Here is a 20,257-nt window from a genome sequence, read left to right as displayed (position 1 = left end):
ATGCTTCGCTACATCCTCTGGCGTATCGCTGTCATGGTGCCGACCCTCATCATCATTTCCGCGCTCGTCTTCGCGATCATAGAGCTGCCGCCGGGCGACTATTTCGAAAGCTACATTGCCGAACTGCGCGCCCAGGGCGAGGGTGTCGACATGGAGCAGATAGAGGCGCTGCGCAGAGAGTACGGCTTCGACAAGCCGGCAGTGTTGCGTTACGTTTACTGGGTCGGGGGCATGCTGCAGGGCGACTTCGGCTATTCCTTCGAATACCAGCTGCCGGTGAGCGAGGTCGTCGGCGACCGGTTGTGGCTGACGATTCTCGTCTCCTTCCTCACGATCGTGTTTACCTGGATCATCGCCTTTCCGATCGGCATCTATGCCGCGACGCATCAATATAGCTGGGGCGATTACGGCCTGTCGCTGGTCGGGCTCATCGGCATCGCAGTCCCGAACTTCATGCTGGCGCTGATCCTCATGTATTTCGCCAACATCTGGTTCGGCACCTCGATCGGCCATCTCATGGACCAGAAATATTTCGCGGAGCCGATGAGCTGGGAGAAGGCGAAATCGATCCTCGAACACATCTGGATTCCGGTTGTCATTATCGGCGCCGCCGGTACGGCCGGCATGATCCGGCGGCTGAGAGCCAACCTGCTTGACGAGCTTCAAAAGCAATATGTCGTCACGGCGAGGGCCAAGGGGCTTTCGCCGACGAAGACGCTGCTCAAATATCCACTGCGCATGGCGCTCAATTTCTTCATCTCCGACATCGGCTCGATCCTGCCGGCCATCATCTCCGGTGCGGAAATCACGGCGATCGTGCTCTCGCTCGAGACCACCGGCCCGATGCTGGTCAAGGCGCTGCAGAGCCAGGACATGTATCTGGCCGGTTCGTTTCTGATGTTCCTCGCCTTCCTCACCGTCATCGGCGTGCTGATTTCCGATCTGGCGCTGGCCGTCCTCGATCCGAGAATTCGCTTGCAAGGCAGGAGCACCAAGTGACGTCCCCCATTCCGGCGCCCGGCGAGCCCCTGCCGCATTACGTTTCGACCGCTCCCTTCGATCCCTATTCGGTCGAGGAGATGACGGAGGAGCAAGTCCGCGTCAACCAGGCATCGCAGTTGCGCCTGATGTGGTGGAAATTCAAGCGTCACAGGCTGGCGCTTGCGTCCGGCATTTTCCTTGCGGTCCTCTACGGAATGATCCTCATCTGCGAGTTCCTGGCGCCCTACAATCTGCATACGCGCAATGTCGATTTCATCTATGCGCCGCCGCAGCAGATCCATCTTTTCCATGAGGGCGAATTCGTCGGCCCCTTCGTCTATGGCCGGACCATGACGCTCGACATGGACACGCTGAAGCGAAACTATGCGGACAACCCTGCCGACGTGGAGCCGGTGCGTTTCTTCTGTCGCGGCGACAGCTATCGCTTCTGGGGTCTCTTCGAAAGCAATGTGCATCTCTTCTGTCCGGCAGAAGGTGGTCAGCTCTTTCTCCTCGGCACGGACAGGCTTGGTCGCGACGTGCTGTCGCGCATCATCTATGGCGCGCGGATTTCGCTCACGATCGGTCTCCTCGGCATCACCGTCAGCTTCGTCCTGGGTATCATCATCGGCGGACTGGCCGGCTATCACGGTGGGGTCTTCGACCTCGTCGTCCAGCGGCTGATCGAGGTCCTGCAATCGATACCGAGCATTCCCCTGTGGCTGGCGCTCGCGGCGATCATGCCCGCAACATGGAGCCCGATCCTGATCTATCTCGGCATCACCGTGATCCTCGGGCTGCTCGACTGGACCGGGCTTGCGCGCGCCGTGCGGTCGAAGCTGCTTGCTTTGAGAGAAGAAGATTATGTCCTTGCCGCGCAGCTGATGGGAGCAAGAAGCAGCCGTATCATCGGGCGCCATCTCGTGCCGGGCTTCATGTCCCATTTGATCGCCACGGCCACCATCTCGATCCCCGGCATGATCCTCGGCGAAACCGCGCTGAGCTTCCTTGGTCTCGGTCTCCGGCCGCCGATCACGAGCTGGGGCATCCTCCTGACGGAGGCAAGAAGCGTCAGCGTCATTGCCTTCTACCCATGGCTGCTGTTACCGACCATACCTGTTATTCTTGTGATATTGGCGTTCAACTTCCTGGGAGACGGGTTGCGCGACGCCGCCGATCCCTACAAATAGCCTCGGTATCACCTCACCTCCCGGGCCATCTCGCGCTGCAGCGGGCCGCGGTCTCAAGAAGAGAAAGGTTCTGGCATGACACGGCGTTTCGAAGATGCCCGAATCCTGATGTACAGCCATGATACCTTCGGCCTCGGTCACCTCAGGCGCTGTCGTGCGATTGCGCATGCGCTGGTCGAGGACTATAGCGGTCTGCAGATTCTCATCATTTCCGGCGCGACGATCGCCGGCGCGTTCGACTATCGCGCCCGCGTCGATTTCGTGAAGATCCCGAGCGTCATCAAGCTTCGAAACGGCGAATACACCTCGCTCGACCGGCACATCGAGTTGCACGAGACGCTGAAGATGCGCCAGTCGATCATTCGCTCCACGGCGGAGACCTTCAAGCCGGACATCTTCATCGTCGACAAGGAGCCGATGGGCCTGCGCGGCGAGGTAGAGGACACCTTGACATATTTGAAGGCGCACGGAACCCGGCTGGTCCTCGGTCTGCGCGACGTCATGGACGCGCCACACCTGCTTGAGGTCGAGTGGAAACGCCGCGACACGATGCGTAAGATCGAGCAGTTCTACGATGCCATCTGGGTTTATGGCCCGCCGGACTTCTATGATCCGTTGGTGGGACTGGATGTGCCCATGGCCGTTCGCGACCGGATGAACTTCGTCGGCTTCCTGCAAAGAGGCGTTCCGCGCGACAATATGCCGAGCCACAGGCCGGAGGGGGATTACATCCTCGTGACGACCGGCGGCGGCGGCGACGGCGCCGATCTGATCCATGATGTCATCCATGCCTATCAGCAGGATCCCGAACTGACCTACAATGCGCTTGTCGTCCTCGGACCCTACATGCCTGCCAAGAAGCGCAACAAGCTGACCCGCAAGGGCAGCAGCATACCCTTCATCAGGATGATCGAGTTCGACAATCGCATGGAGGAACTGGTCGCCGGCGCCAAAGGCGTCGTGTCGATGGGCGGATATAATACCTATTGCGAGATCCTTTCCTTCGACAAGCCAGCGCTGATCGTGCCGCGACTGGTACCGCGTGAGGAGCAGTTGATCCGGGCGCAGCGTGCCTCCGCCCTCGGCCTCGTCGACATGCTGCTGCCGCAGGAGTCCGAAGATCCGTTGCGCTTCGCCGCCGCCATCAAGGCCCTGCCGCATCGCGCACCGCCGTCCCGCAGCGCCCACGGGCTGAGGCTGGAGGGCCTTATGCACATTTCCGACATCGTCGGAGATTGGCTCGACCACCGGTCGCAACAGCACTTGAGCATCGTAAAGCAGACAAGCTGATATCCGTGTCCTCGAATCGAAAAATCGCTGTCGTCCTGAAGGGCTATCCGCGCCTTTCGGAAACATTCATCGCGCAGGAATTGCTTGGTCTCGAAAGGGCGGGACACGAGCTCGTGCTTATCGCGCTCCGCCGACCGACCGACCTGAAGCGCCACCCCGTCCATGACGAGATCCGCGCCGCCGTCCATTATCTGCCGGAATATTTGCACGATGAACCCCGTCGCGTGCTGCGGGCGCTTGTCAGGTCGGTGCCGAAAGCCGGTTTTTGGCGCGCGCTCGGGCCCTTCCTCCGCGACCTCCTGCGTGACAGGACGCGCAACCGCTTTCGCCGCTTCGGCCAGGCGCTGGTGCTCTTCGCAGAGTGGCCCGGAGACGCAGGCTGGCTGCACGCGCATTTCATCCACACGCCAGCATCGGTCACGGCCTATGCCAGCCTCATGGCCGGCGTTCCCTGGACCTGTTCGGCGCATGCGAAGGACATCTGGACGTCTTCCGACTGGGAGCTTTCCGAGAAGCTGGGGCGCGCTCGCTGGACCGTGACCTGCACCAGGACAGGTTTCGAGCATCTCAAGGGCCTCACGGATGCCGAATCGCGTGTGCACCTGAGCTATCATGGCCTCGATCTCGCCCGCTTTCCGGTGTTTGCGGGTGATCATTCGAGCCGCGACGGCTCGGACCCGGACGATCCCGTTCGGATCGTCAGCGTCGGCCGGGCGGTCGCAAAGAAGGGATTCGACGTTCTCTTGAAGGCGCTGTCGCTGCTGCCCCCCGACCTCAATTGGCGATTCGACCACATCGGTGCCGGTGATCTGACGAGGGAACTTCGCGCACTCGCCGGCGAGCTTGGCCTAGCCGAACGGGTGAGCTGGAACGGCGCGCTCGATCAGAAGGACGTCCTTGCCCGTTACCGCGAAAGCGATGTCTTCGCACTCGCCTGCCGGATTGCCGCGGATGGTGACCGCGACGGTCTGCCGAACGTCCTGGTCGAGGCGTCGAGCCAGAGGCTCGCCTGTGTCTCGACCGCTGTCTCCGGCGTGCCGGAATTGCTCGATGATGGGGAAAACGGTCTCGTGGTGCCGCCCGAAGACCCTCGCGCGCTTTCCGCGGCGCTCGAGCGCCTGATCCGCGACCCCGATCTTAGGCGGCACCTCGGGGCGGCCGCGGAAAGGCGCGTGCGCACCGAATTCGATCATCACTCGAGCGTCCGCCAATTGATCGGGCTTTTCCAAGAAGAATGGAGAAAGGTTCCTTGAGCAAACGGCGCGTCTTCTTCTATGTCCAGCACCTTCTCGGGATCGGCCATCTCGCGCGGGCGAGTCGAATTGCCAAGGCGCTTGGCGAACGGGGCTTCGACGTGGCGATGGTGATGGGCGGCTTGCCCGTGCCGGGCTTTCCGGGAGCGGGAATAAAGACGGTTGCCCTACCGGCGGTGGCGGCGGGCGATCATGGCTTTTCCGGTCTCTGCGACGCGGCCGGCGATCCGGTGACGCCGGCATTCCTTGAGCACCGAAAGGACCTGCTTATCGATGCGTTGCGGCGTGCCAAGCCGGACGTTGTCATCATAGAAGCTTTCCCGTTCGGGCGCCGGCAGATGCGCTTCGAACTCCTGCCGCTGCTCGACGCCATTGCGGCCATGGAACGGCGTCCTCTCGTCGCGACTTCGCTGCGCGACATCTTGCAGGAGCGGCTGAAGCCAGGACGCGCGGAGGAGACGGTGGCGCTCGTCAGGGAGCATTTCGATCTGGTGCTCGTCCATGGCGATCCGGCCTTCGCGCGGCTTGAGGAGACCTTTCCGCTCGCAGGCGAGGTCGCGGACAGGGTCGTCTATACGGGCCTCGTCGCACCGCCGCCGCCAGCGCAGTCGAGCGAAAGATTCGACGTCGTAGTCTCCGCCGGCGGCGGTGCGGTCGGCAAGGAATTGATCGCCGCCGCGCTCGCGGCTGCGCGGCTGCTGCCGGACGCGCTTCGCTGGTGCCTGGTGACCGGTCCCAACCTGCCGCAAGGCGATTTCGATGCGCTCAGCGCAGCGTTGCCCGCGGGCGTCGGTCTGTTTCGCTTCCGTCAGGACTTTGCGAACCTGCTCGCCGGTGCCCGCCTTTCGGTTTCTCAGGCCGGCTACAACACCGTCTGCGATGTCCTTCGCGCCGGATGCGCTTCGTTGCTCATTCCCTTCACCGCGGGCGGGGAAACCGAACAGAGTACACGTGCGGAGAGGCTTGAAAGGCTTGGTCTTGCGGCCGTTCTGCCAGAAGAGGGCATCACGCCCGAGGACCTTGCGCATCGCGTCGAAGCAATGCTCGTGCGGCCAAGATCGGCCATGCCGCCGCTCGACTTAAACGGTGCGGCGCAGACCGCAATGATCCTCGAGGATCAGTTGTCGCGAGATAGAACGATCAGACCGTTCCGATCAGCATGAAGCGCGTGTATTTCTTCATCGGCAGTGCGCCCGCGAAATCGATATGCGCGAGAGCGGCTTGGGCACGGAATTCGTCGAGCGAGTGAACACAGCTGATGTGTGTGGGTTCGCTAAAATAGTTATTCGACTGGAGAAGAACGCGAGTTCCGGAGGGCAGGAGGCGAAGCCAACCGGCAAGGTCCGCAATGTGTTCGCAACTCGTGTTGACGATCAGATCGGCCCCGATCGCCCGATAATCGAGGGCATACATGTCGGCGGTGACCGCGCGAAATCTCTCGCCAAACCCGGCACCCAGCGTGCGCGAAACCTCTTCAACCGCGGGATCGATGTCATAGCTTACGGCAGTCGCAATGTCGAAGCGTGGGTCTTCGAGGAGCATGGCAGGCAGTACGCCGTACCACCCGCCGAGAACTGCAATCTTGCGATAGCAGGGGCCGGCGCAATCGAAGAGCTTCTCGCGTGCCCAGAGCTTGCAGCCGACCTGCTTGTAGTTGAAGGCGTTGGCAATGTTCGCATGCGGATGCTTGGCTATCACCCTTGCGATGCCGTCCGCCAGCAAGCTTCCGGAATAGGCGGCGAGTCCCCGCACAAGATCGTAGGCGTTCTCGTGCCAATCTGCATCGGAGCGGGGGGAGTGGCTGGCATGCGTCATGCGGGTGTTGTAAGCTCACCCTGTACCAAGCGCAAGCAGCGCGCGAGAAGCCCTCGGCTCGGGCGATGGGGAGCTCACCATATTTGAAGTCCGTGGCGCAACGGCAGCCTGCGCTCGTGGCGAGCGGTCACAGTTGGTTGAAGGGAAGCCATTGAAGATCAGATGTAGAGAAACCATGTGCGGCGAGCGTCTGCCATCAAGGCGGCCGCGCGATCCCGTATTATAGTTCAGGTTTCATTGCCGACCCATGGAAACACGTCTTTCCCGCTACATATGGACTCATACCCGCAAGCAGCAGCTTTGGATCCTGCTGGTCGTGGCACTGTCGATGATTCCCTATTTCCTGTCCTTCGACCTGCCGAAGCAGATCGTCAACGGGCCAATTCAGGGTGACGGCTTCGAAACACCCGGGGCTACCCAGCCCTTCATGCCGATTTCCTTCGATTTGCCGATCGTTGGTCATGTCGATTTGTTTTCCGGCTTGGAGCTTGGCCGGCAAGGTACGCTGCTGGCGCTCAGCCTCGTGTTTCTCTTGCTCGTGATCGTCAACGGTCTCTTCAAGTTCTACATCAACACCTACAAGGGCCGCCTTGGCGAACGGCTCCTCAGACGCATCCGTTTCGAACTGATCGATCGCGTCCTGCGCTTCCCGCCCAACTATTTGAAGCGGGTAAAGCCTGCCGAAATCGCAACCATGGTCAAGGACGAGGTCGAACCTATGGGCGGCTTCACGGGCGACGCCTTCGTGCAGCCGGCGCTGCTCGGCGGGCAGGCGCTGACTGCGTTGGTCTTCATCCTTCTCCAGAATTTCTGGCTCGGCTTCGTTGCGGCGCTCGTCGTCGCCCTGCAGGCGATAATCATTCCGCGCATGCGCAAGCGGCTGCTGGTCCTCGGCCGCGAGCGCCAGCTGACCGCCCGTCAGCTCTCGGGCCGGGTCAGCGAAATCGTCGACGGCATTCACACCATCCGCGGTCATGATACGTCGAACTACGAGAGGGCCGATATCGCCGCGCGCCTTGGCTATATCTTCAAGATCCGCTACGACCTCTACCAATGGAAGTTCCTGGTGAAGTTTCTCAACAACTTCCTCGCCCAGGTGACGCCATTCCTCTTCTACTCGATCGGCGGCTATTTCGCGCTGCAGGGGCGGCTCGACATTGGCCAACTCGTCGCGGTGATCGGTGCCTACAAGGATCTGCCAGGTCCTTTGAAGGAACTGATAGACTGGGATCAGGCCCGCCAGGACGTCCAGGTGAAATACACGCAGGTCGTGGAACAGTTCAGCGTCGAACCGCTGATCGATCCGAAGGTCCAGGAGGTCTCGGTCGAGCCGGCTCCTCAACTGAGCGGCGCGCTTGCGGCGGTCAATCTGTCGCTCGCCGATGACGGCGGGGCGAAGCTCGTCGAGCACGTGTCGCTCCAGATCCGTCCGGGCGAGACGGTTGCGATCACCGGCGGCACCGGCAGTGGCGGCGAGGCGCTGGCCGAGGCTCTCGGCCGGTTGACGTGGCCCGCAAGCGGGAGGATCGTCGTCGGTGACAACGATATCCGCGAAGTGCCGGAAGCCATCGTCGGGCGGCGGATCTCCTATGCCTCTTCCGAGGTCTACGCCTTCCAGGGCAGCCTAGGCGACAATCTTCTCTACGGGCTGAAGCACGCGCCGTTGACCGAGGTCGTCTATGAGGGTGACAGGGCCGCCCACCGCAGATGGGAGTTGCTGGAAGCGAAGCTTGCCGGCAATCCGTCGCTCGATATCAACAGCGATTGGATCGACTACGCCGCCGCCGGTGTGACCGGCACGGAGGATCTCTTTGCCAAGGTGAGGGCGGTTCTCGATGTTGTACTGCTGACCAATGACGTCTTGGCGCTGGCCGTCCGCTCAACCATGGATCCGGTAGAACATGCGGACTTCGCAGGCGAGATCGTCGATATGCGAGGCGCCCTGCGCCGGCGCCTGGAGGACGAGAAGCTAAGCGATCTGGTCGTGTTCTTCGAGCCTGGCACCTACAACATCGAGGCGACCGTCGGCGAGAACCTGCTTTTCGGAACCGTAACGGACCGGGCAAGGTGGGAGCAGGCGCTTGAAAACCATCCGTTCTTCAAGACGGTGCTGAAGCGCGCGGGTCTGCACGAGACCTTTTATGAAATGGGGCTGGAGATCGCGGAAAACGTCGTCGAATTGTTCCGCGACCTGCCTCCGGATCATCCGTTCTTCCAGCAGCTCACCTTCATGACGAGTGATGAGATTCCCGTCTATGAAGGGCTCCTGCAGAGGCTGAGAGGGCGGCCGCTCGAAGAGGTCTCGGAAGATGACGCTATTCGCATCATCCGCCTATGCTTCGGCTACATCGAGACGCGGCACCGCTTCGGTCTCTTGAGCGATGACTTGATGAAGAAGATCGTCGAGGCCCGGCGCGAGTTCAGCGACGGCCTGCCCGCCGATCTCGTGGGTATCATCGAGCATTACGAGCCGAGCCGCTACATGGCTTCTGCGAGCATCATCGACAACGTGCTCTTCGGCCGCATTGGCCACAAGCACACGGACGGTTCGGACAGAATTCGCGCGATCGTGCGCGATCTTTTCGAATCGCTTGGGCTTGACGGCAAGGTGCTGGCCTTCGGCCTCGATTTCGACGTCGGGGCGGGCGGCAAGCGCCTGACGGCTGGTCAGCGACAGAAACTCAATCTGGCGCGCACGCTCATGCGCGTCTCGGACTTCTATGTGTTCAATCAGCCCCTGCTTGCCCTCGATCAGCGGACGCAGGACCGAATTACGCGGAATGTCTTTGCGTTCCTCCGCGATGAGAATCGCAATCCAGCCATCGTCTGGGTCATTTCCAATCCGGCCCTTTCGGAACTCTTCGATCGCGTTGCGCATTTCGAGAATGGGCGCCTGTTGAGGGATGAGAGCGCGCAAACGCCCGCAAAGGACAGCGACTACAAGGAATTGGCATCTTGATGTAGTATTTGTGTGAGGAGGCAGGCATATTTCCCGAACGTGGGGACGGGAGGTGTATGCGCCCGTGAGAGATGCGGAGAGAAGCGGACTGACATGCTCCTAAAAGATGAAGTGGAAATGCTGCGACGGATTACGCTGTTTGCCGGTCTGCCACCTGCAAAGCTCAAGCTCCTGGCCTTCACCTCAGACCGAGTGCTCTATGGCGCGGGAGAGAACCTGTTTCATCAGGGGGACATCGGCGATGCTGCCTATGTCATCCTGTCAGGCAAGGCCGACGTGCTGGTCTCGACGCCCAGCGGCGCGGTGAAGGTCGCCGAGGTGGAGGAGAATTCGATCATAGGCGAGATCGCCATTCTCTGTAATACGCCGCGCACCGCTACGATCACGACGACGACGCCGCTCGAAGCCCTGCGCATCCGCAAGGACGATTTCCTGAAGCTATTGGCCGATTTTCCTGAGATGGCTGTGGAAATCATGCGCGTTCTTGCCGATCGCCTCAGCCAGACGACGTCGGAACTGACAGAGGCCCGCAGCCGCGCCCAACGCGTCGAAGCCTGAGGTTTTTCGTTTTCTGCCAGATGCCGCGGTCGCTTTGGCTTGGTGATCTTGTCGTGAGCCGGTTCCGATTCCCCAAGTCATGCGCACGGTGCCGCGCGTCTCTTCAGACACGCTGTATCTCTTTGCACCTACGTATCGCGCTTTCGGAAAAACGATTTCGATTTTCGGGTCGATGCGCTAGAGAAGCGCCATGCGCGCGATAACTTATTTCCAAAAAACCGTATACTTTCCCGAGAAACCGGAAAAGAAGCGCTTCTTCGCCCGGCTCCAGGCCGGGGAGTGGGAGCCCGGCACGTTCCGTAATATCGAACGCCTCGTGGACGACAGGACGACGTTCATCGACATTGGCGGCTGGATCGGCGTGACCCCCTATTGGGCTGCGCAGATCGCGCACGACGTCATTGCCGTCGAGCCCGACCCGGTCTGCTTCGATGTGCTGACGCAGATGCGGGCGGGAAACGTCGGCCGGGTGGAACTCATCGCTGCCGCGCTCTCCGAGGATGAGAGCCTAGTGCTCCACTCCGTCGGCGGCGGCTTCGGTAGCTCGGAAACCTCGGCGCTCATTGCCGACGAAACGGGCATGGCGATTACCGCCAGGACCGTCACCATCCCGGAACTCCAGGCGATGGCGAAGAGCGAACGGCTTTGCATCAAAATCGACATTGAAGGCTACGAGTATAAGGCGCTCAACCAGTTTCGCGCGATCGATCGGAGGAGGACCACGGGCGTGCTCCTTGCGGTGCACCCGCAGATCCTTGCGGCCACGCTGTCCGGCCCCGCCGCGCTACGGGTGCTTCGCACCGTCGCGGCGACGATCCGCCTCGTCCGGAGCTTCCGCGGCTTTCGGCTTGAAAATCCCTCCGCGATGTGGGTGGCGCTCCGCAAATCTGTCGCTCGGCGCGAAATTAGAGGCTTCGACCTGCTCTTCGTCGCGAAATAATTCATTTCCGCCAGCGCATCGGCCCGAAAATCGTCCCCGATTGTCCGAAAGCTCGATGCGCAGATTCAAATAGTTGCAGCGACCTTTGCGCGTCGGAAAAGACGCGCGGCGCTGTAAAGCACAGCGCATCGCATGCACTCCGGTGAATGCAAGCTTCAGGGCTCGGTTCGCGGGCGCACGCTGTGGAAAATTGTCGGCATCCCCCCAGCCTGTCGTGGAATCACATAGACTTCATAGCTGGCTTCGGGGTCGTCACCCATGCCGGTCGAGCCTGCAGGCATGCCGGGCACGGCGATGCCCGCGATGTCCGGGCGCTCGGCTAGAATCTTTCTCACCGCCTCCACGGGCACATGCCCCTCGACGACATAGCCGTCGAGAACGGCGGTGTGGCAGGCCTCCAACTCCGCCGGGATGGCGAAGCGACGCTTGATCGCGGTCATGTTGCTTTCGTCGTGAATGCTGACTGAGAACCCCGCTTGTCTCATTGCTGCGGCCCAACTCTCACAACAGCCGCATAGCGGATCCTTGTAGACGTCCATGCGCGCATCGCCCGCCGCAGCGGTGCGCAGAGCGGGAACAAAGACGAACGAGCCTGCCAGTGCGCCAGCGAGGAATTTCCGGCGAGGCATGGTCATAGGTTGCTCCTTTCCGCTTCGATGCCGCTATGCTCGCGATCGCTGTGCACCCTGCAGGGGATTGATGTCGGTGCGTCCGAACCGGGCCGGCTCGCCTGACGTTTCCGGCTCGCTGACGCCCCCTGAAAGATCGTCGAGGATCGGGCAATCCGGCCGGGCGTCGCCGTGGCAATGCGCGGCCAGATGCTTGAGCGTGCGGCTCATTGCCTTCAGTTCGTCTGCCTTGCGCTCCAGGATCTTCACCTGATCAAGCGCGATTTTCTTGACCTCGGCGCTGGCGCGTGACCGATCCCGCCACAGTGCCAGGAGATCGCCCATCTGCTCGACGGTGAAGCCGAGATCGCGTGCCCGGCGAATGAAGCGCAGCGTGTGGACGTCATTGTCGCCGTAGGTGCGGTAGCCGGATTGGCTGCGGCTCGCAGGCGGAATGAGGCCGATCGTTTCGTAGTAGCGGATCATTTTCGCCGAGACGCCCGAAGCGCGTGCGACATCGCCGATATTCATGCGATTACCTTTCGATTCCCGAGCCAAGATATAGGCCCTGTGGCAGCCGGATTCCATGTCTCTACAGCGCCGCGCGTCTTATTAGACGCGCAAAGGTCGCTGTAGCACTTCGAAATGCTGCATGTCTCCTTTAACCGAGGTGGATTAAAGGTGGGGCGGTTGCCGCCCTCCCCAGACGGCATTGCGATGTGCCAAGGTTGTCACGCTTGCGCCCTTGCGGCAGTTCGCGAGACAATCATCCGCTCCGCTCTTGCCAATCGCCTGATCTACCAGGCGAAGTCGCCGATGGTGTCTCCTCCAGACGCAAACGCGGCAACGCGTTCGGAAATTTCTGCTGCACGAAATCGATGATCTGCTCGCGCAGCTCGCAACGCAGATCGAAGGCGCGGCCAGAGTCGGCAGCCGAGGCGAGGACGCGGATCTGCATCACATTTTCGCGCAAATCGGTTACCGCCACATTCAGAACCTTGCCGTCAAAATTGACCGACCGCGACGCAATCTCCTCCACCTTCCTGCGAATGACGCCAACGGGCATCGTGTAGTCGAGGTAGACCATCATCGAACCGATCAGCGGAGCGCTCTCGCGCGTCCAGTTCTGGAAGGGATGCTCCATGAAATAGTTCAATGGAAGAACGAGACGGCGCCAGTCCCAGAGTTTCACGACGACGTAGGTGGAGGTGATCTCTTCGACCCGTCCGAATTCTCCCTCGACGAGGATGGCGTCGTCGATGCGGATGGGCTGTGTGATCGCAAGCTGTACGCCGGCCAGGAGGTTCTTCAGGACCGGCTGCAAGGCGAGACCCACGACGATACCGGCGGCGCCGGCGGACGCAAGAAGGCTCACGCCATATTGTCTGACGTTCTCGAAGGTCATCAGCACAGCCGCTGCCGCCAGAACGATGAGCAGAGAATTGGCGATGCGGCGCATGATCCGGAACTGGGTGACATGCTTGCGTGCGAGGAGGTTGTCCTCGGCATCGAGCTGGAACCGTCTGAGATAGACGACGGACCAGATATGTATGGCAGTGTGGACGATCCACGCCACCAGGATGATGCAACAAACCAGAAGCACGTGGCGTAGAGCGCCGGCCTGGCTCGACGTGAGCGGTGCCACCGACGCGCCGGCATAGAGGCCGAACACGAGCGCCACCATTCTCGCCGGCCGTTCCGCGCGCGCGACGAACGAGCGCCAGAATAGATCCTTCGGGCCGACGAGCCGTCGCAATAGGCCGAAAGCGAGTCGATGGATGAGAAGTCCCGCGGAAATGAAAACGGCAAGCACTCCCACGCTCACGACCCAGTCCGGCAGTAGCTCGATTTCGCGTTCCATCCTGGATAGAAAATCCATTCGCTCACCTCCCGGATCGAGTATTGAGGGAAGACCCTGCCAGTCTGCGATGATTGCAGGGGCATGTTGCGGAGCGGCGACAGGTCGCCGAACCCCAGATACGAACGACGAACTCAACGAAATGTTTCCGCACCGGCCAGGCGGGAACCGTGCGGCTACCACTCTATTGCGGGCCGAGCGATCATTAGCCAGAAGATCCCGAGCACTGCGGCAAAGGCGGGAAAGCCGAAGGCGAACCACAGATGAAAGAGCCTGTGATAGCGTTTGGGCAAGGGCTTCCCGTCCTTGTCGGCGGCCTCCGCGAGTCTGCGCATCTCCATCTGCATCCACACCACCGGCAGCCAGAATGCACCCGTTAGCAGGTACAGGAGGATCGACAACACAATCCACCCCTCCGCCAGCGAATAACCCACATGCCAGGCAAGAGCTACTCCCGTGATCGGCTGCAGGAAGACGGCGGTGGCGGTGAACAGGAAGTCCGCCAGGACGACGATGCGCGCAACGGCAGCGACGGTGTCGGCGCGCCCGGTGCGATGCGCCACAAGCATGAAGAATGCGATTCCGGCTCCCGTGCCCAACAGCACGGAGGCGCCGATGATGTGGAGGTACTTGAGGACGAAATAGAGCATCATCGCTCCTTGATGATCGCCAAAGCGGCGAGGTGAAGCACGATGATCGGCCAGATCTTCATGAGCGGGCCGAGCGGCTCGTTCCACAATTCCGGAAGCAGAATCGTCCCGGCGACGGCATAGAAGAGGGAGAGGCCAATAGCAGCATAGAGACCCGTGCGGCTGGTTCGACGAACCGCAATGGCAAGTCCGATGACGATGTCTGCGACCGCTCCGGCAATGACGCTGGGACCGGCGAGGACACCAGCGCCGGTGCGTTCCATGAGATCGATGCCGATCTGGTATCCGGCCGTTAGCGATATGGTCCCGGTGCTGATCCAGAACAGTGACAACACGACGAAGACGACCGGCTTCAGGAGATACAGCTTGGCAAACCATCTTTCCTGAACAGAGACCGGCGTATGCGCCAGCGCTGCCGAGAGCGCTGTCGGTTCGACCTGTATGGCCTCCGCCCAGGCGCGGTTGTCGCCCGTGGCGCCGCGGGTGATCTCTTTTTGGGCCGTACTCCGCGTCGGCGGACGCCAGCCGAGCGCTCCGGCAAGGTCGCTGAGCTTGTAGAGGAGGTGTGCGAGCGGCGCGGGGATGGAGAGCGTGCGGGCTGGGGGCCAGCCGAACCAGCGCCGGTAAGCGCCCACGATTTCTTCGAAGGACAGGGTCTCTGGTCCCGCAACTTCGAGGACCAGCCGCTTGGGGGCACTCGGGTGAACGAGCATCTCGACGGTGCGAACAACGTCTTCGAGGCGCACGACCTGCAGGCGACCGGTATCCGGCATGAGCGGCAGCACAGGAAGTGCCGCGAGGCCACGGAAGAGCGCACTGGCGCCAAAGGCGCCCGGGCCGAGGACGACGGAGGGGCGCAGAATGATCCAGTCCAGGTCGCGGGCCATCAACGCCTGGTCGCCCTCGAACTTGGTGCGCGAGAACGGCGACGGTTGCTGCTTTTCGACACCCATTGCGGAAAAATGAATGACGCGGCGCACGCCTGCCTTTTCGCAAGCCTCGAACAGCGCCGAGGGACCGCGGACGTGGACGCCGGTTGTATCCTCGCCCGGCCCGTCCTGAAGCGTGCCTGCACAGTTGACCACCGCCGCTATGTCCGACAGATGAGGCAGCCAGTCTGCGGGCCAGACGGCGCGCGCAAGATCGAGTTCCACGGCTTCGCCGGTCCATGACCGGGAAGTGCCCGGACGAACCACGCGCACCACCGTCATGCCCCGCTCGAGAAGCCTCGCGCAGACGGCCGAGCCGATCAGGCCGGTAGCCCCTACCACAAGCACTCTCATCACCTCTCCTTCAGTCGCTGACGAGAACGCGTTACCGCGATGCCCGCGTTCGCTTCACGTTGCGGTTTCAACTGGGCCGGACGGAACATGTTCCTCGGACAGCGAATTGGGAGTGGCCCGGCACGAGGACGAACTCGCCATTTTCTCCCCAGGAACTATTTCTTCGGGAACACCTCGAGGGTTCGGCAGTTTGGCCGCATCCGGGCGTCAGCGTCCGGGTCGAATTCCATACAGAACCCAGCAAGCGGGAGCGCCCGGCCGATGTACGATTGCGTCATTCTGGGCGGAGGCCCCGCCGGGCTCGTCGCGGGCATCTACCTCGCGCGGCTCAACCGACGAGTAATCATAACCGACGGCGGACAAAGCCGCGCTTCCCTTATCCCGAGATCATTCAATCATCCGGCGTTCCCCGACGGGATTCCGGGTCGAGACCTTCTCACCAGAATGGGTGCGCAGGTCCAAAAGCTTGGCGTCGACTACATCGCCGGCTGCGCGGATCGGGTCGAGCAGGCGAGTGCCGGTTTTCAGTGCATGGTCGCGGAACGCACGCTCGACAGCCGTGCCATGATCTGCGCGACAGGTCTCGTGGACATTCTCCCGCCGTGGCGGGATGCAACGGAGCTGGTGCGAAAAGGCAATCTGCGGATTTGCCCCATCTGCGACGGTTACGAGATCAACGGCGCTGCTGTCGTCGTCATCGGTCACACCCGGCGGGCACTGAAGGAAGCAAAATTCCTCCTGTCGTTTACGGATGACGTGACGCTTGCGACCCTGGGTGTTGAATTGCAGGGGGTCAGTGCCGCCGATGTGCGCGAGCCGGTGCGCCTCGCCACATCCCCATTGCTGTCACACGGTCCGACGGCGGACGGTCGCCTTATGCTTGAACTGGCGGAGGGTAGGCGGCTGGAGCCCGTGGCGGTTTATTCCGCGCTCGGCTGCAGGCCACGCTCCAACCTTGCTGCCAGTGTCGGAGTGAGACTTGACCAAGAAGGGCGGATCCCCACCGACGCTCACCAGCGCACCAATGTAGAGCGGTTCTACGCGGCCGGAGATGTCGTGACCGGTCTTAATCAGCTCGGCGTGGCCATGGCGCACGGAGAGATTGCCGCCGTTGCGGTTCATAAAGATCTGCTGGCTGGCGTCGCTCCATGAGCGCCTAGTCTCTTTGGAGAAGGCGCCGCTACTCTAACGAAATGAAATGTTCTCGACGATCGGGAGCGCCAAGGGCGAGCATAATGCAGGGCGGGGCGGCACTCCGGCTCATGTCGCCGGCGCTTCCGCTCATCGGCAGACGCATCTCTTTAACAATCGACTCGCCACGAGCGACGAAAAAGCCCCGCACGAGGGCGGGGCAAGTCCCGCCTCCAGTTGCCTTCGTTGGGAGCGGGGACGTAGCTTAGAGATGTAGCTACGCTGAGACGCTATCTGCGGTTTGATCAGAGAGGAAGGTCTTATTCCGGGATTTCGGTACTCCGTTTAAGAAAACGTCCGTAAGGGTAAACGCTTTTGCGCAATTATGGAGCCTGTCCCCGCAAGCCGGAGATTGCGCGTCCGCATCTTTGCCGGGCATGGTCCTTCGACTTGAATGACCGGCTGAAGGCCAGTGCGCGGAAAAACCGCGCATGTTTTCCCTCAACATGTGCGGGGGACGTCGGCTACAAAAAGTCTCCGGCGACTTTCGCCCTATCGAGCCGAGCTGCGCTGATTCGAGACGAGCGGAACATACTCAAGTTCTCGAATGTTCTCGTAGGAATTCCTTCGCAGGAGACGAGAATATGGCGAGGTCATCGCAGCAGAAATCCTCTCGCCGCGCTCAGCCTCCGCTGGCGCTGCCGCGACTCGCCGGCGCGGAGGCTGAGGACTTCGTCGCGACCGCCATCGCCGATCTTGTGAAGTCGAAAATCCCGTTCCTGATCGCTGGCACGTTCGCCGTCAGTGCTTATACGGGCATCTCGCGGCTGACCAAGGACCTCGATATATTTTGCAAGGCAGGCGATTTCGCCCGCATACTCAACCATTTCCAGTCACTCGGCTATACCGCCGAGATCGAGGACGAGCGCTGGCTGGGCAAGGTTTACAAGGGCAAGCATTTCTTCGACGTCATATTCTCCTCCTCGAACGGAACGATGCTGGTCAGCGATGCCTGGTTCGAACATGCGCTGAAGGTGAAGATCAATGCCAACGCAGTCTCGATTGTCGCACCGACGGAACTGGTTTGGTCGAAATCCTTCATTCAGCTTCGCGAGCGCTACGATGGCGCCGACGTGGCTCATATGATCCTCAAGTCCCACGATCAGATCGATTGGCGCAGGCTGCTCGACTACATGGACGCGCATTGGGAGGTTTTGCTGATTCATCTCCTCAACTTCCGGTGGATATATCCTTCCGAACGCGACCGGGTCCCGCCATGGCTGCTCGACGAGCTGTTGCGTCGGTTGGCCGCGCAGGGGGAACTTCCGCTGTCGCAGACGAAGATATGCCGCGGACGAATGTACTCGCGAGCGGATTACGAAGTCGACGTCACGGAATGGGGCTTCGCCGACGTCGGCGGCGATGTCGAGATGCGTACGGGAACCAAGGAGTAGCGCGATGAGCAAGACGAAAGTGGCAGCGGTCGCGGATCTTCATGTGAAGGAGGACGGCTCGGCCTCCTGCACGGAGCTGTTTTCAGAGATATCGCGCGTGGCGGACGTGCTTGTGATCGCCGGCGACCTCACTGATCTCGGCAAACCCGTGGAAGCCGAACTCCTCGCCGCCGACCTGAAGTCCTGCACGGTTCCGGTGGTGGCGGTGCTCGGCAATCACGATCACCAGTGCAATGCCGTCGACGAGATATCGGCGATCCTGATGAAGGCCGGTGTGCACCTCCTCAACGGACAGGCGGTTGAGGTCGCCGGCGTCGGCTTCGCCGGCACAAAAGGCTTCGTGGGCGGCTTCGGCCGCCACATGCTCGGCTCCTTCGGCGAGCCCGCGATCAAAACGATGGTATCCGAGACGGTCGATGAGGCGATGCGCCTGGAGAACGCCCTGCGAAAGGTCAGCGCGCGGCACTCCGTCGTGGTGCTCCACTATGCCCCGATCGCGGAAACCGTCGCCGGAGAGCCGGAGGCGATTTATCCGTTTCTTGGTTGCTCGCGGTTTGCCGAAACCATCGACCGCTTTCGGGTGAGTGCGGTCGTTCATGGCCACGCGCACAGGGGCACCTACCGAGGAAATACACCCGGCGGCGCGCCCGTTTACAACGTCGCCGCCCATGTCGAGAAGCCGTCCGGGCGGCCCTATGCGATCCTGGAGTTCTGATATTGCTCCCGGCCGAACGCCTTGTTCAAGTGGTGAGGACCAGCTTTGCGCATCGTTCTAGGGTCAGGACCCTAGCAGCGAGCATATGATCCTGCGGCACCTCGAACGCCATGCAGCATTGAGATCGGCAATCGCTGCGGAGCGCCCTGACCGAACTGATCCGATCATGCTGTCAAATCGTTGAGAAAATTACGACACCAGCGCGAAACGTCGTGTTCCAGCAAGTGGTCCATCATCAGCTGCCAACGCTCCTTCCGCTCTTCCAGCGGCATGCTGAGCGCGCGCGCCATGGCGTTCGCGGTCCCCTCTATGTCGTATGGATTGACGAGAAGCGCGCCCCGCAGCTCGCGGGCAGCGCCCGCGAAGCGCGATAGCACAAGCACGCCCGGATCGTCCGGATCCTGCGCGGCCACATATTCCTTCGCGACGAGGTTCATGCCGTCTCGAAGCGGCGTCACGAGGCCGACTTTGCCCAGCCGGTAAAGCCCTGCAAGAATGCGACGGCCGACGGAGCGGGTGATATAACGTATAGGCACCCAATCGACGGCGCCGAGTGCGCCGTTCACCCGGCCGGCCTGTTCTGCAACCGTGCGTTGCATAGCTTCATATTCCGGCACTTCGGAGCGCGACTTCGGCGTGATTTGCAGATAGGTAACGCGCCCCCTGTAGGCCGGATTGTCCAGGACGAAGCGTTCAAATGCGTCGATGCGCTGCGTGATTCCCTTGGAATAATCCAGGCGATCGACACCGATTATCAGACTGCGGTGTTCAATGCTTTCCCGTGCCTTCTTGACCGTGCTGTTGGTGGATGCCTTTTGGGCGAATTCGGCGAAGGCGGCAGTCTCGATGCCGATCGCATAGACGCCGCCCCTGAATACGCGGCCATAGGCACTGAAGCGGCCTCCGCCAATTTCGTCGCCGATGCCTTCCCGCCTGAGGCAGCTGGCGAAGTTCTCGAGGTCGTGATCGGTTTGAAAGCCGACGACGTCGTAGTGCGACAGGCCACGCATGATCTCCTCGTGAACAGGCATCGTGAAGAGCACGTCCGCAGGCGGCCAGGGAATGTGAAGAAAAAAGCCGATACGGTTCTTCAGGCCCATCTGACGCAGTTCCGCGGCGAGAGGGATCAAGTGGTAGTCATGCACCCAGAGGACGTCATCGGGCTTGACAAGCGGCGCCAGGCGATGGGCGAAGAAGCGGTTGACGCGGAAATAGCCGGCCATTTCCTTGCGACCGTATTCGGCGAGATCAAGCCGATAGTGGCAGATCGGCCAGAGAACGCGATTGGCGAAGCCGTGGTAGTATTCCTCTACGTCGGTATCGGTCAGATCGGTCAGCGCATAGGTGACATTGCCCTGCTGGAGATGCGCAAGCGGCGCCGGCTCGTGCTTGCCGCTCGACGTTCCCGACCAACCCATCCAAATGCCGCCATGCTCTTCAAGCGCGACTTTCAACGCGACCGCCAGCCCGCCAGCGGGCGCAACGCCGCCCTTGTCCGGAACGGGCACGCGGTTGGAGACAATAACGAGGCGGCTCATGCTCAATGCCTTTCATGCAGATAATATGTCAGGT

General features: G+C 61.3%; 18 protein-coding genes. 11 read left to right on the top strand and 7 right to left on the bottom strand.

All coding sequences use genetic code 11. The features are described from left to right. From EKH55_RS26210 to EKH55_RS26190, 5 genes are all read left to right on the top strand, one after another. Window positions 1-999, top strand: a complete 999-nt coding sequence (locus EKH55_RS26210; protein WP_069457740.1) for an ABC transporter permease — start codon at window positions 1-3, stop codon at window positions 997-999. Continuing rightward, a complete protein-coding gene (locus EKH55_RS26205) occupies window positions 996-2,171 on the top strand; it encodes an ABC transporter permease (protein WP_151613748.1) in 1,176 nt (391 codons plus the stop codon). Before EKH55_RS26210 ends, EKH55_RS26205 begins: the two co-directional genes overlap by 4 nt. A gap of 75 nt (window positions 2,172-2,246) precedes the next feature. Next, on the top strand, window positions 2,247-3,461 hold the full coding sequence (locus EKH55_RS26200; protein WP_151613747.1) for a glycosyltransferase family protein: 1,215 nt from the start codon (window positions 2,247-2,249) through the stop codon (window positions 3,459-3,461). Window positions 3,462-3,466: 5 nt separating this feature from the next. Further along, complete coding sequence (locus EKH55_RS26195; RefSeq protein ID WP_151613746.1) at window positions 3,467-4,714, top strand: glycosyltransferase family 4 protein; 1,248 nt, start codon at window positions 3,467-3,469, stop codon at window positions 4,712-4,714. Then, a complete protein-coding gene (locus tag EKH55_RS26190; protein ID WP_151613745.1) occupies window positions 4,696-5,877 on the top strand; it encodes a glycosyltransferase family protein in 1,182 nt (393 codons plus the stop codon). Before EKH55_RS26195 ends, EKH55_RS26190 begins: the two co-directional genes overlap by 19 nt. On the opposite strand, the gene EKH55_RS26185 is transcribed toward EKH55_RS26190, so the two are convergent. Next, entirely contained in the window at window positions 5,855-6,529 is a 675-nt protein-coding gene (locus EKH55_RS26185) for a class I SAM-dependent methyltransferase (protein WP_151613744.1), read from the bottom strand. The genes EKH55_RS26190 and EKH55_RS26185 overlap by 23 nt on opposite strands. A gap of 247 nt (window positions 6,530-6,776) precedes the next feature. Here EKH55_RS26185 and EKH55_RS26180 point away from each other — a divergent pair, with 247 nt between their 5' ends. From EKH55_RS26180 to EKH55_RS26170, 3 genes are all read left to right on the top strand, one after another. Continuing rightward, entirely contained in the window at window positions 6,777-9,488 is a 2,712-nt protein-coding gene (locus tag EKH55_RS26180; protein WP_151613743.1) for an ABC transporter transmembrane domain-containing protein, read from the top strand. 93 nt (window positions 9,489-9,581) lie between these two features. Beyond that, window positions 9,582-10,046, top strand: a complete 465-nt coding sequence (locus tag EKH55_RS26175; RefSeq protein ID WP_151613742.1) for a Crp/Fnr family transcriptional regulator — start codon at window positions 9,582-9,584, stop codon at window positions 10,044-10,046. A gap of 190 nt (window positions 10,047-10,236) precedes the next feature. Continuing rightward, on the top strand, window positions 10,237-10,986 hold the full coding sequence (locus EKH55_RS26170) for an FkbM family methyltransferase (protein WP_151613741.1): 750 nt from the start codon (window positions 10,237-10,239) through the stop codon (window positions 10,984-10,986). A gap of 155 nt (window positions 10,987-11,141) precedes the next feature. On the opposite strand, the gene EKH55_RS26165 is transcribed toward EKH55_RS26170, so the two are convergent. The 5 genes from EKH55_RS26165 to EKH55_RS26145 all read right to left on the bottom strand — a co-directional run bounded on the left by EKH55_RS26165 (window position 11,142) and on the right by EKH55_RS26145 (window position 15,388). Next, entirely contained in the window at window positions 11,142-11,615 is a 474-nt protein-coding gene (locus EKH55_RS26165) for a DUF411 domain-containing protein (protein WP_192803891.1), read from the bottom strand. 33 nt (window positions 11,616-11,648) lie between these two features. Then, on the bottom strand, window positions 11,649-12,125 hold the full coding sequence (gene cueR, locus EKH55_RS26160) for a Cu(I)-responsive transcriptional regulator (RefSeq protein ID WP_151613739.1): 477 nt from the start codon (window positions 12,123-12,125) through the stop codon (window positions 11,649-11,651). Window positions 12,126-12,360: 235 nt separating this feature from the next. Next, on the bottom strand, window positions 12,361-13,473 hold the full coding sequence (locus EKH55_RS26155; protein WP_151613738.1) for a mechanosensitive ion channel family protein: 1,113 nt from the start codon (window positions 13,471-13,473) through the stop codon (window positions 12,361-12,363). Between the two features lie 155 nt (window positions 13,474-13,628). Continuing rightward, entirely contained in the window at window positions 13,629-14,102 is a 474-nt protein-coding gene (locus tag EKH55_RS26150; protein WP_151613969.1) for a DUF2269 family protein, read from the bottom strand. Next, window positions 14,102-15,388 carry an SDR family oxidoreductase gene (locus EKH55_RS26145; protein WP_151613737.1) on the bottom strand — a complete coding sequence of 429 codons (1,287 nt, stop codon included), beginning with the start codon at window positions 15,386-15,388 and terminating at the stop codon, window positions 14,102-14,104. Before EKH55_RS26145 ends, EKH55_RS26150 begins: the two co-directional genes overlap by 1 nt. Window positions 15,389-15,646: 258 nt before the next feature. Between EKH55_RS26145 and EKH55_RS26140 the strand changes: the two genes are divergently transcribed. From EKH55_RS26140 to EKH55_RS26130, 3 genes are all read left to right on the top strand, one after another. Further along, window positions 15,647-16,537 carry an NAD(P)/FAD-dependent oxidoreductase gene (locus EKH55_RS26140; RefSeq protein WP_151613736.1) on the top strand — a complete coding sequence of 297 codons (891 nt, stop codon included), beginning with the start codon at window positions 15,647-15,649 and terminating at the stop codon, window positions 16,535-16,537. A 623-nt stretch (window positions 16,538-17,160) separates the two neighbouring features. After that, a complete protein-coding gene (locus EKH55_RS26135) occupies window positions 17,161-17,970 on the top strand; it encodes a nucleotidyltransferase family protein (RefSeq protein WP_069457727.1) in 810 nt (269 codons plus the stop codon). A 4-nt stretch (window positions 17,971-17,974) separates the two neighbouring features. Then, the gene (locus tag EKH55_RS26130; RefSeq protein ID WP_151613735.1) at window positions 17,975-18,685 is read left to right on the top strand and encodes a metallophosphoesterase family protein; all 711 of its coding nucleotides are present in this window, start codon (window positions 17,975-17,977) and stop codon (window positions 18,683-18,685) included. A gap of 164 nt (window positions 18,686-18,849) precedes the next feature. Here EKH55_RS26130 and otsA read toward each other — a convergent pair whose 3' ends face one another. Beyond that, window positions 18,850-20,223: an alpha,alpha-trehalose-phosphate synthase (UDP-forming) gene (otsA, locus tag EKH55_RS26125; RefSeq protein ID WP_069457725.1), complete on the bottom strand. Its 1,374-nt coding sequence runs from the start codon at window positions 20,221-20,223 to the stop codon at window positions 18,850-18,852. Window positions 20,224-20,257: the final 34 nt, after the last annotated feature.

Source organism: Sinorhizobium alkalisoli (assembly GCF_008932245.1).
Taxonomy (GTDB): domain Bacteria; phylum Pseudomonadota; class Alphaproteobacteria; order Rhizobiales; family Rhizobiaceae; genus Sinorhizobium; species Sinorhizobium alkalisoli.
The sequence above is the reverse complement of the archived record's forward strand: the minus strand, read 5'-3'. Positions and strand labels throughout refer to the sequence as shown.

What these genes read in the sequence shown, in the direction of transcription:
- EKH55_RS26210 (WP_069457740.1), top strand. Translation starts at nt 1, where the DNA reads ATGCTTCGCTACATCCTCTGGCGTATCGCTGTCATGGTGCCGACCCTC.
- EKH55_RS26200 (WP_151613747.1), top strand. Translation starts at nt 2,247, where the DNA reads ATGACACGGCGTTTCGAAGATGCCCGAATCCTGATGTACAGCCATGAT.
- EKH55_RS26190 (WP_151613745.1), top strand. Translation starts at nt 4,696, where the DNA reads ATGGAGAAAGGTTCCTTGAGCAAACGGCGCGTCTTCTTCTATGTCCAG.
- EKH55_RS26185 (WP_151613744.1), bottom strand. Translation starts at nt 6,529, where the DNA reads ATGACGCATGCCAGCCACTCCCCCCGCTCCGATGCAGATTGGCACGAG.
- EKH55_RS26180 (WP_151613743.1), top strand. Translation starts at nt 6,777, where the DNA reads ATGGAAACACGTCTTTCCCGCTACATATGGACTCATACCCGCAAGCAG.
- EKH55_RS26175 (WP_151613742.1), top strand. Translation starts at nt 9,582, where the DNA reads ATGCTCCTAAAAGATGAAGTGGAAATGCTGCGACGGATTACGCTGTTT.
- EKH55_RS26170 (WP_151613741.1), top strand. Translation starts at nt 10,237, where the DNA reads ATGCGCGCGATAACTTATTTCCAAAAAACCGTATACTTTCCCGAGAAA.
- EKH55_RS26165 (WP_192803891.1), bottom strand. Translation starts at nt 11,615, where the DNA reads ATGCCTCGCCGGAAATTCCTCGCTGGCGCACTGGCAGGCTCGTTCGTC.
- cueR (WP_151613739.1), bottom strand. Translation starts at nt 12,125, where the DNA reads ATGAATATCGGCGATGTCGCACGCGCTTCGGGCGTCTCGGCGAAAATG.
- EKH55_RS26155 (WP_151613738.1), bottom strand. Translation starts at nt 13,473, where the DNA reads ATGGATTTTCTATCCAGGATGGAACGCGAAATCGAGCTACTGCCGGAC.
- EKH55_RS26150 (WP_151613969.1), bottom strand. Translation starts at nt 14,102, where the DNA reads ATGCTCTATTTCGTCCTCAAGTACCTCCACATCATCGGCGCCTCCGTG.
- EKH55_RS26140 (WP_151613736.1), top strand. Translation starts at nt 15,647, where the DNA reads ATGTACGATTGCGTCATTCTGGGCGGAGGCCCCGCCGGGCTCGTCGCG.
- EKH55_RS26135 (WP_069457727.1), top strand. Translation starts at nt 17,161, where the DNA reads ATGGCGAGGTCATCGCAGCAGAAATCCTCTCGCCGCGCTCAGCCTCCG.
- EKH55_RS26130 (WP_151613735.1), top strand. Translation starts at nt 17,975, where the DNA reads ATGAGCAAGACGAAAGTGGCAGCGGTCGCGGATCTTCATGTGAAGGAG.
- otsA (WP_069457725.1), bottom strand. Translation starts at nt 20,223, where the DNA reads ATGAGCCGCCTCGTTATTGTCTCCAACCGCGTGCCCGTTCCGGACAAG.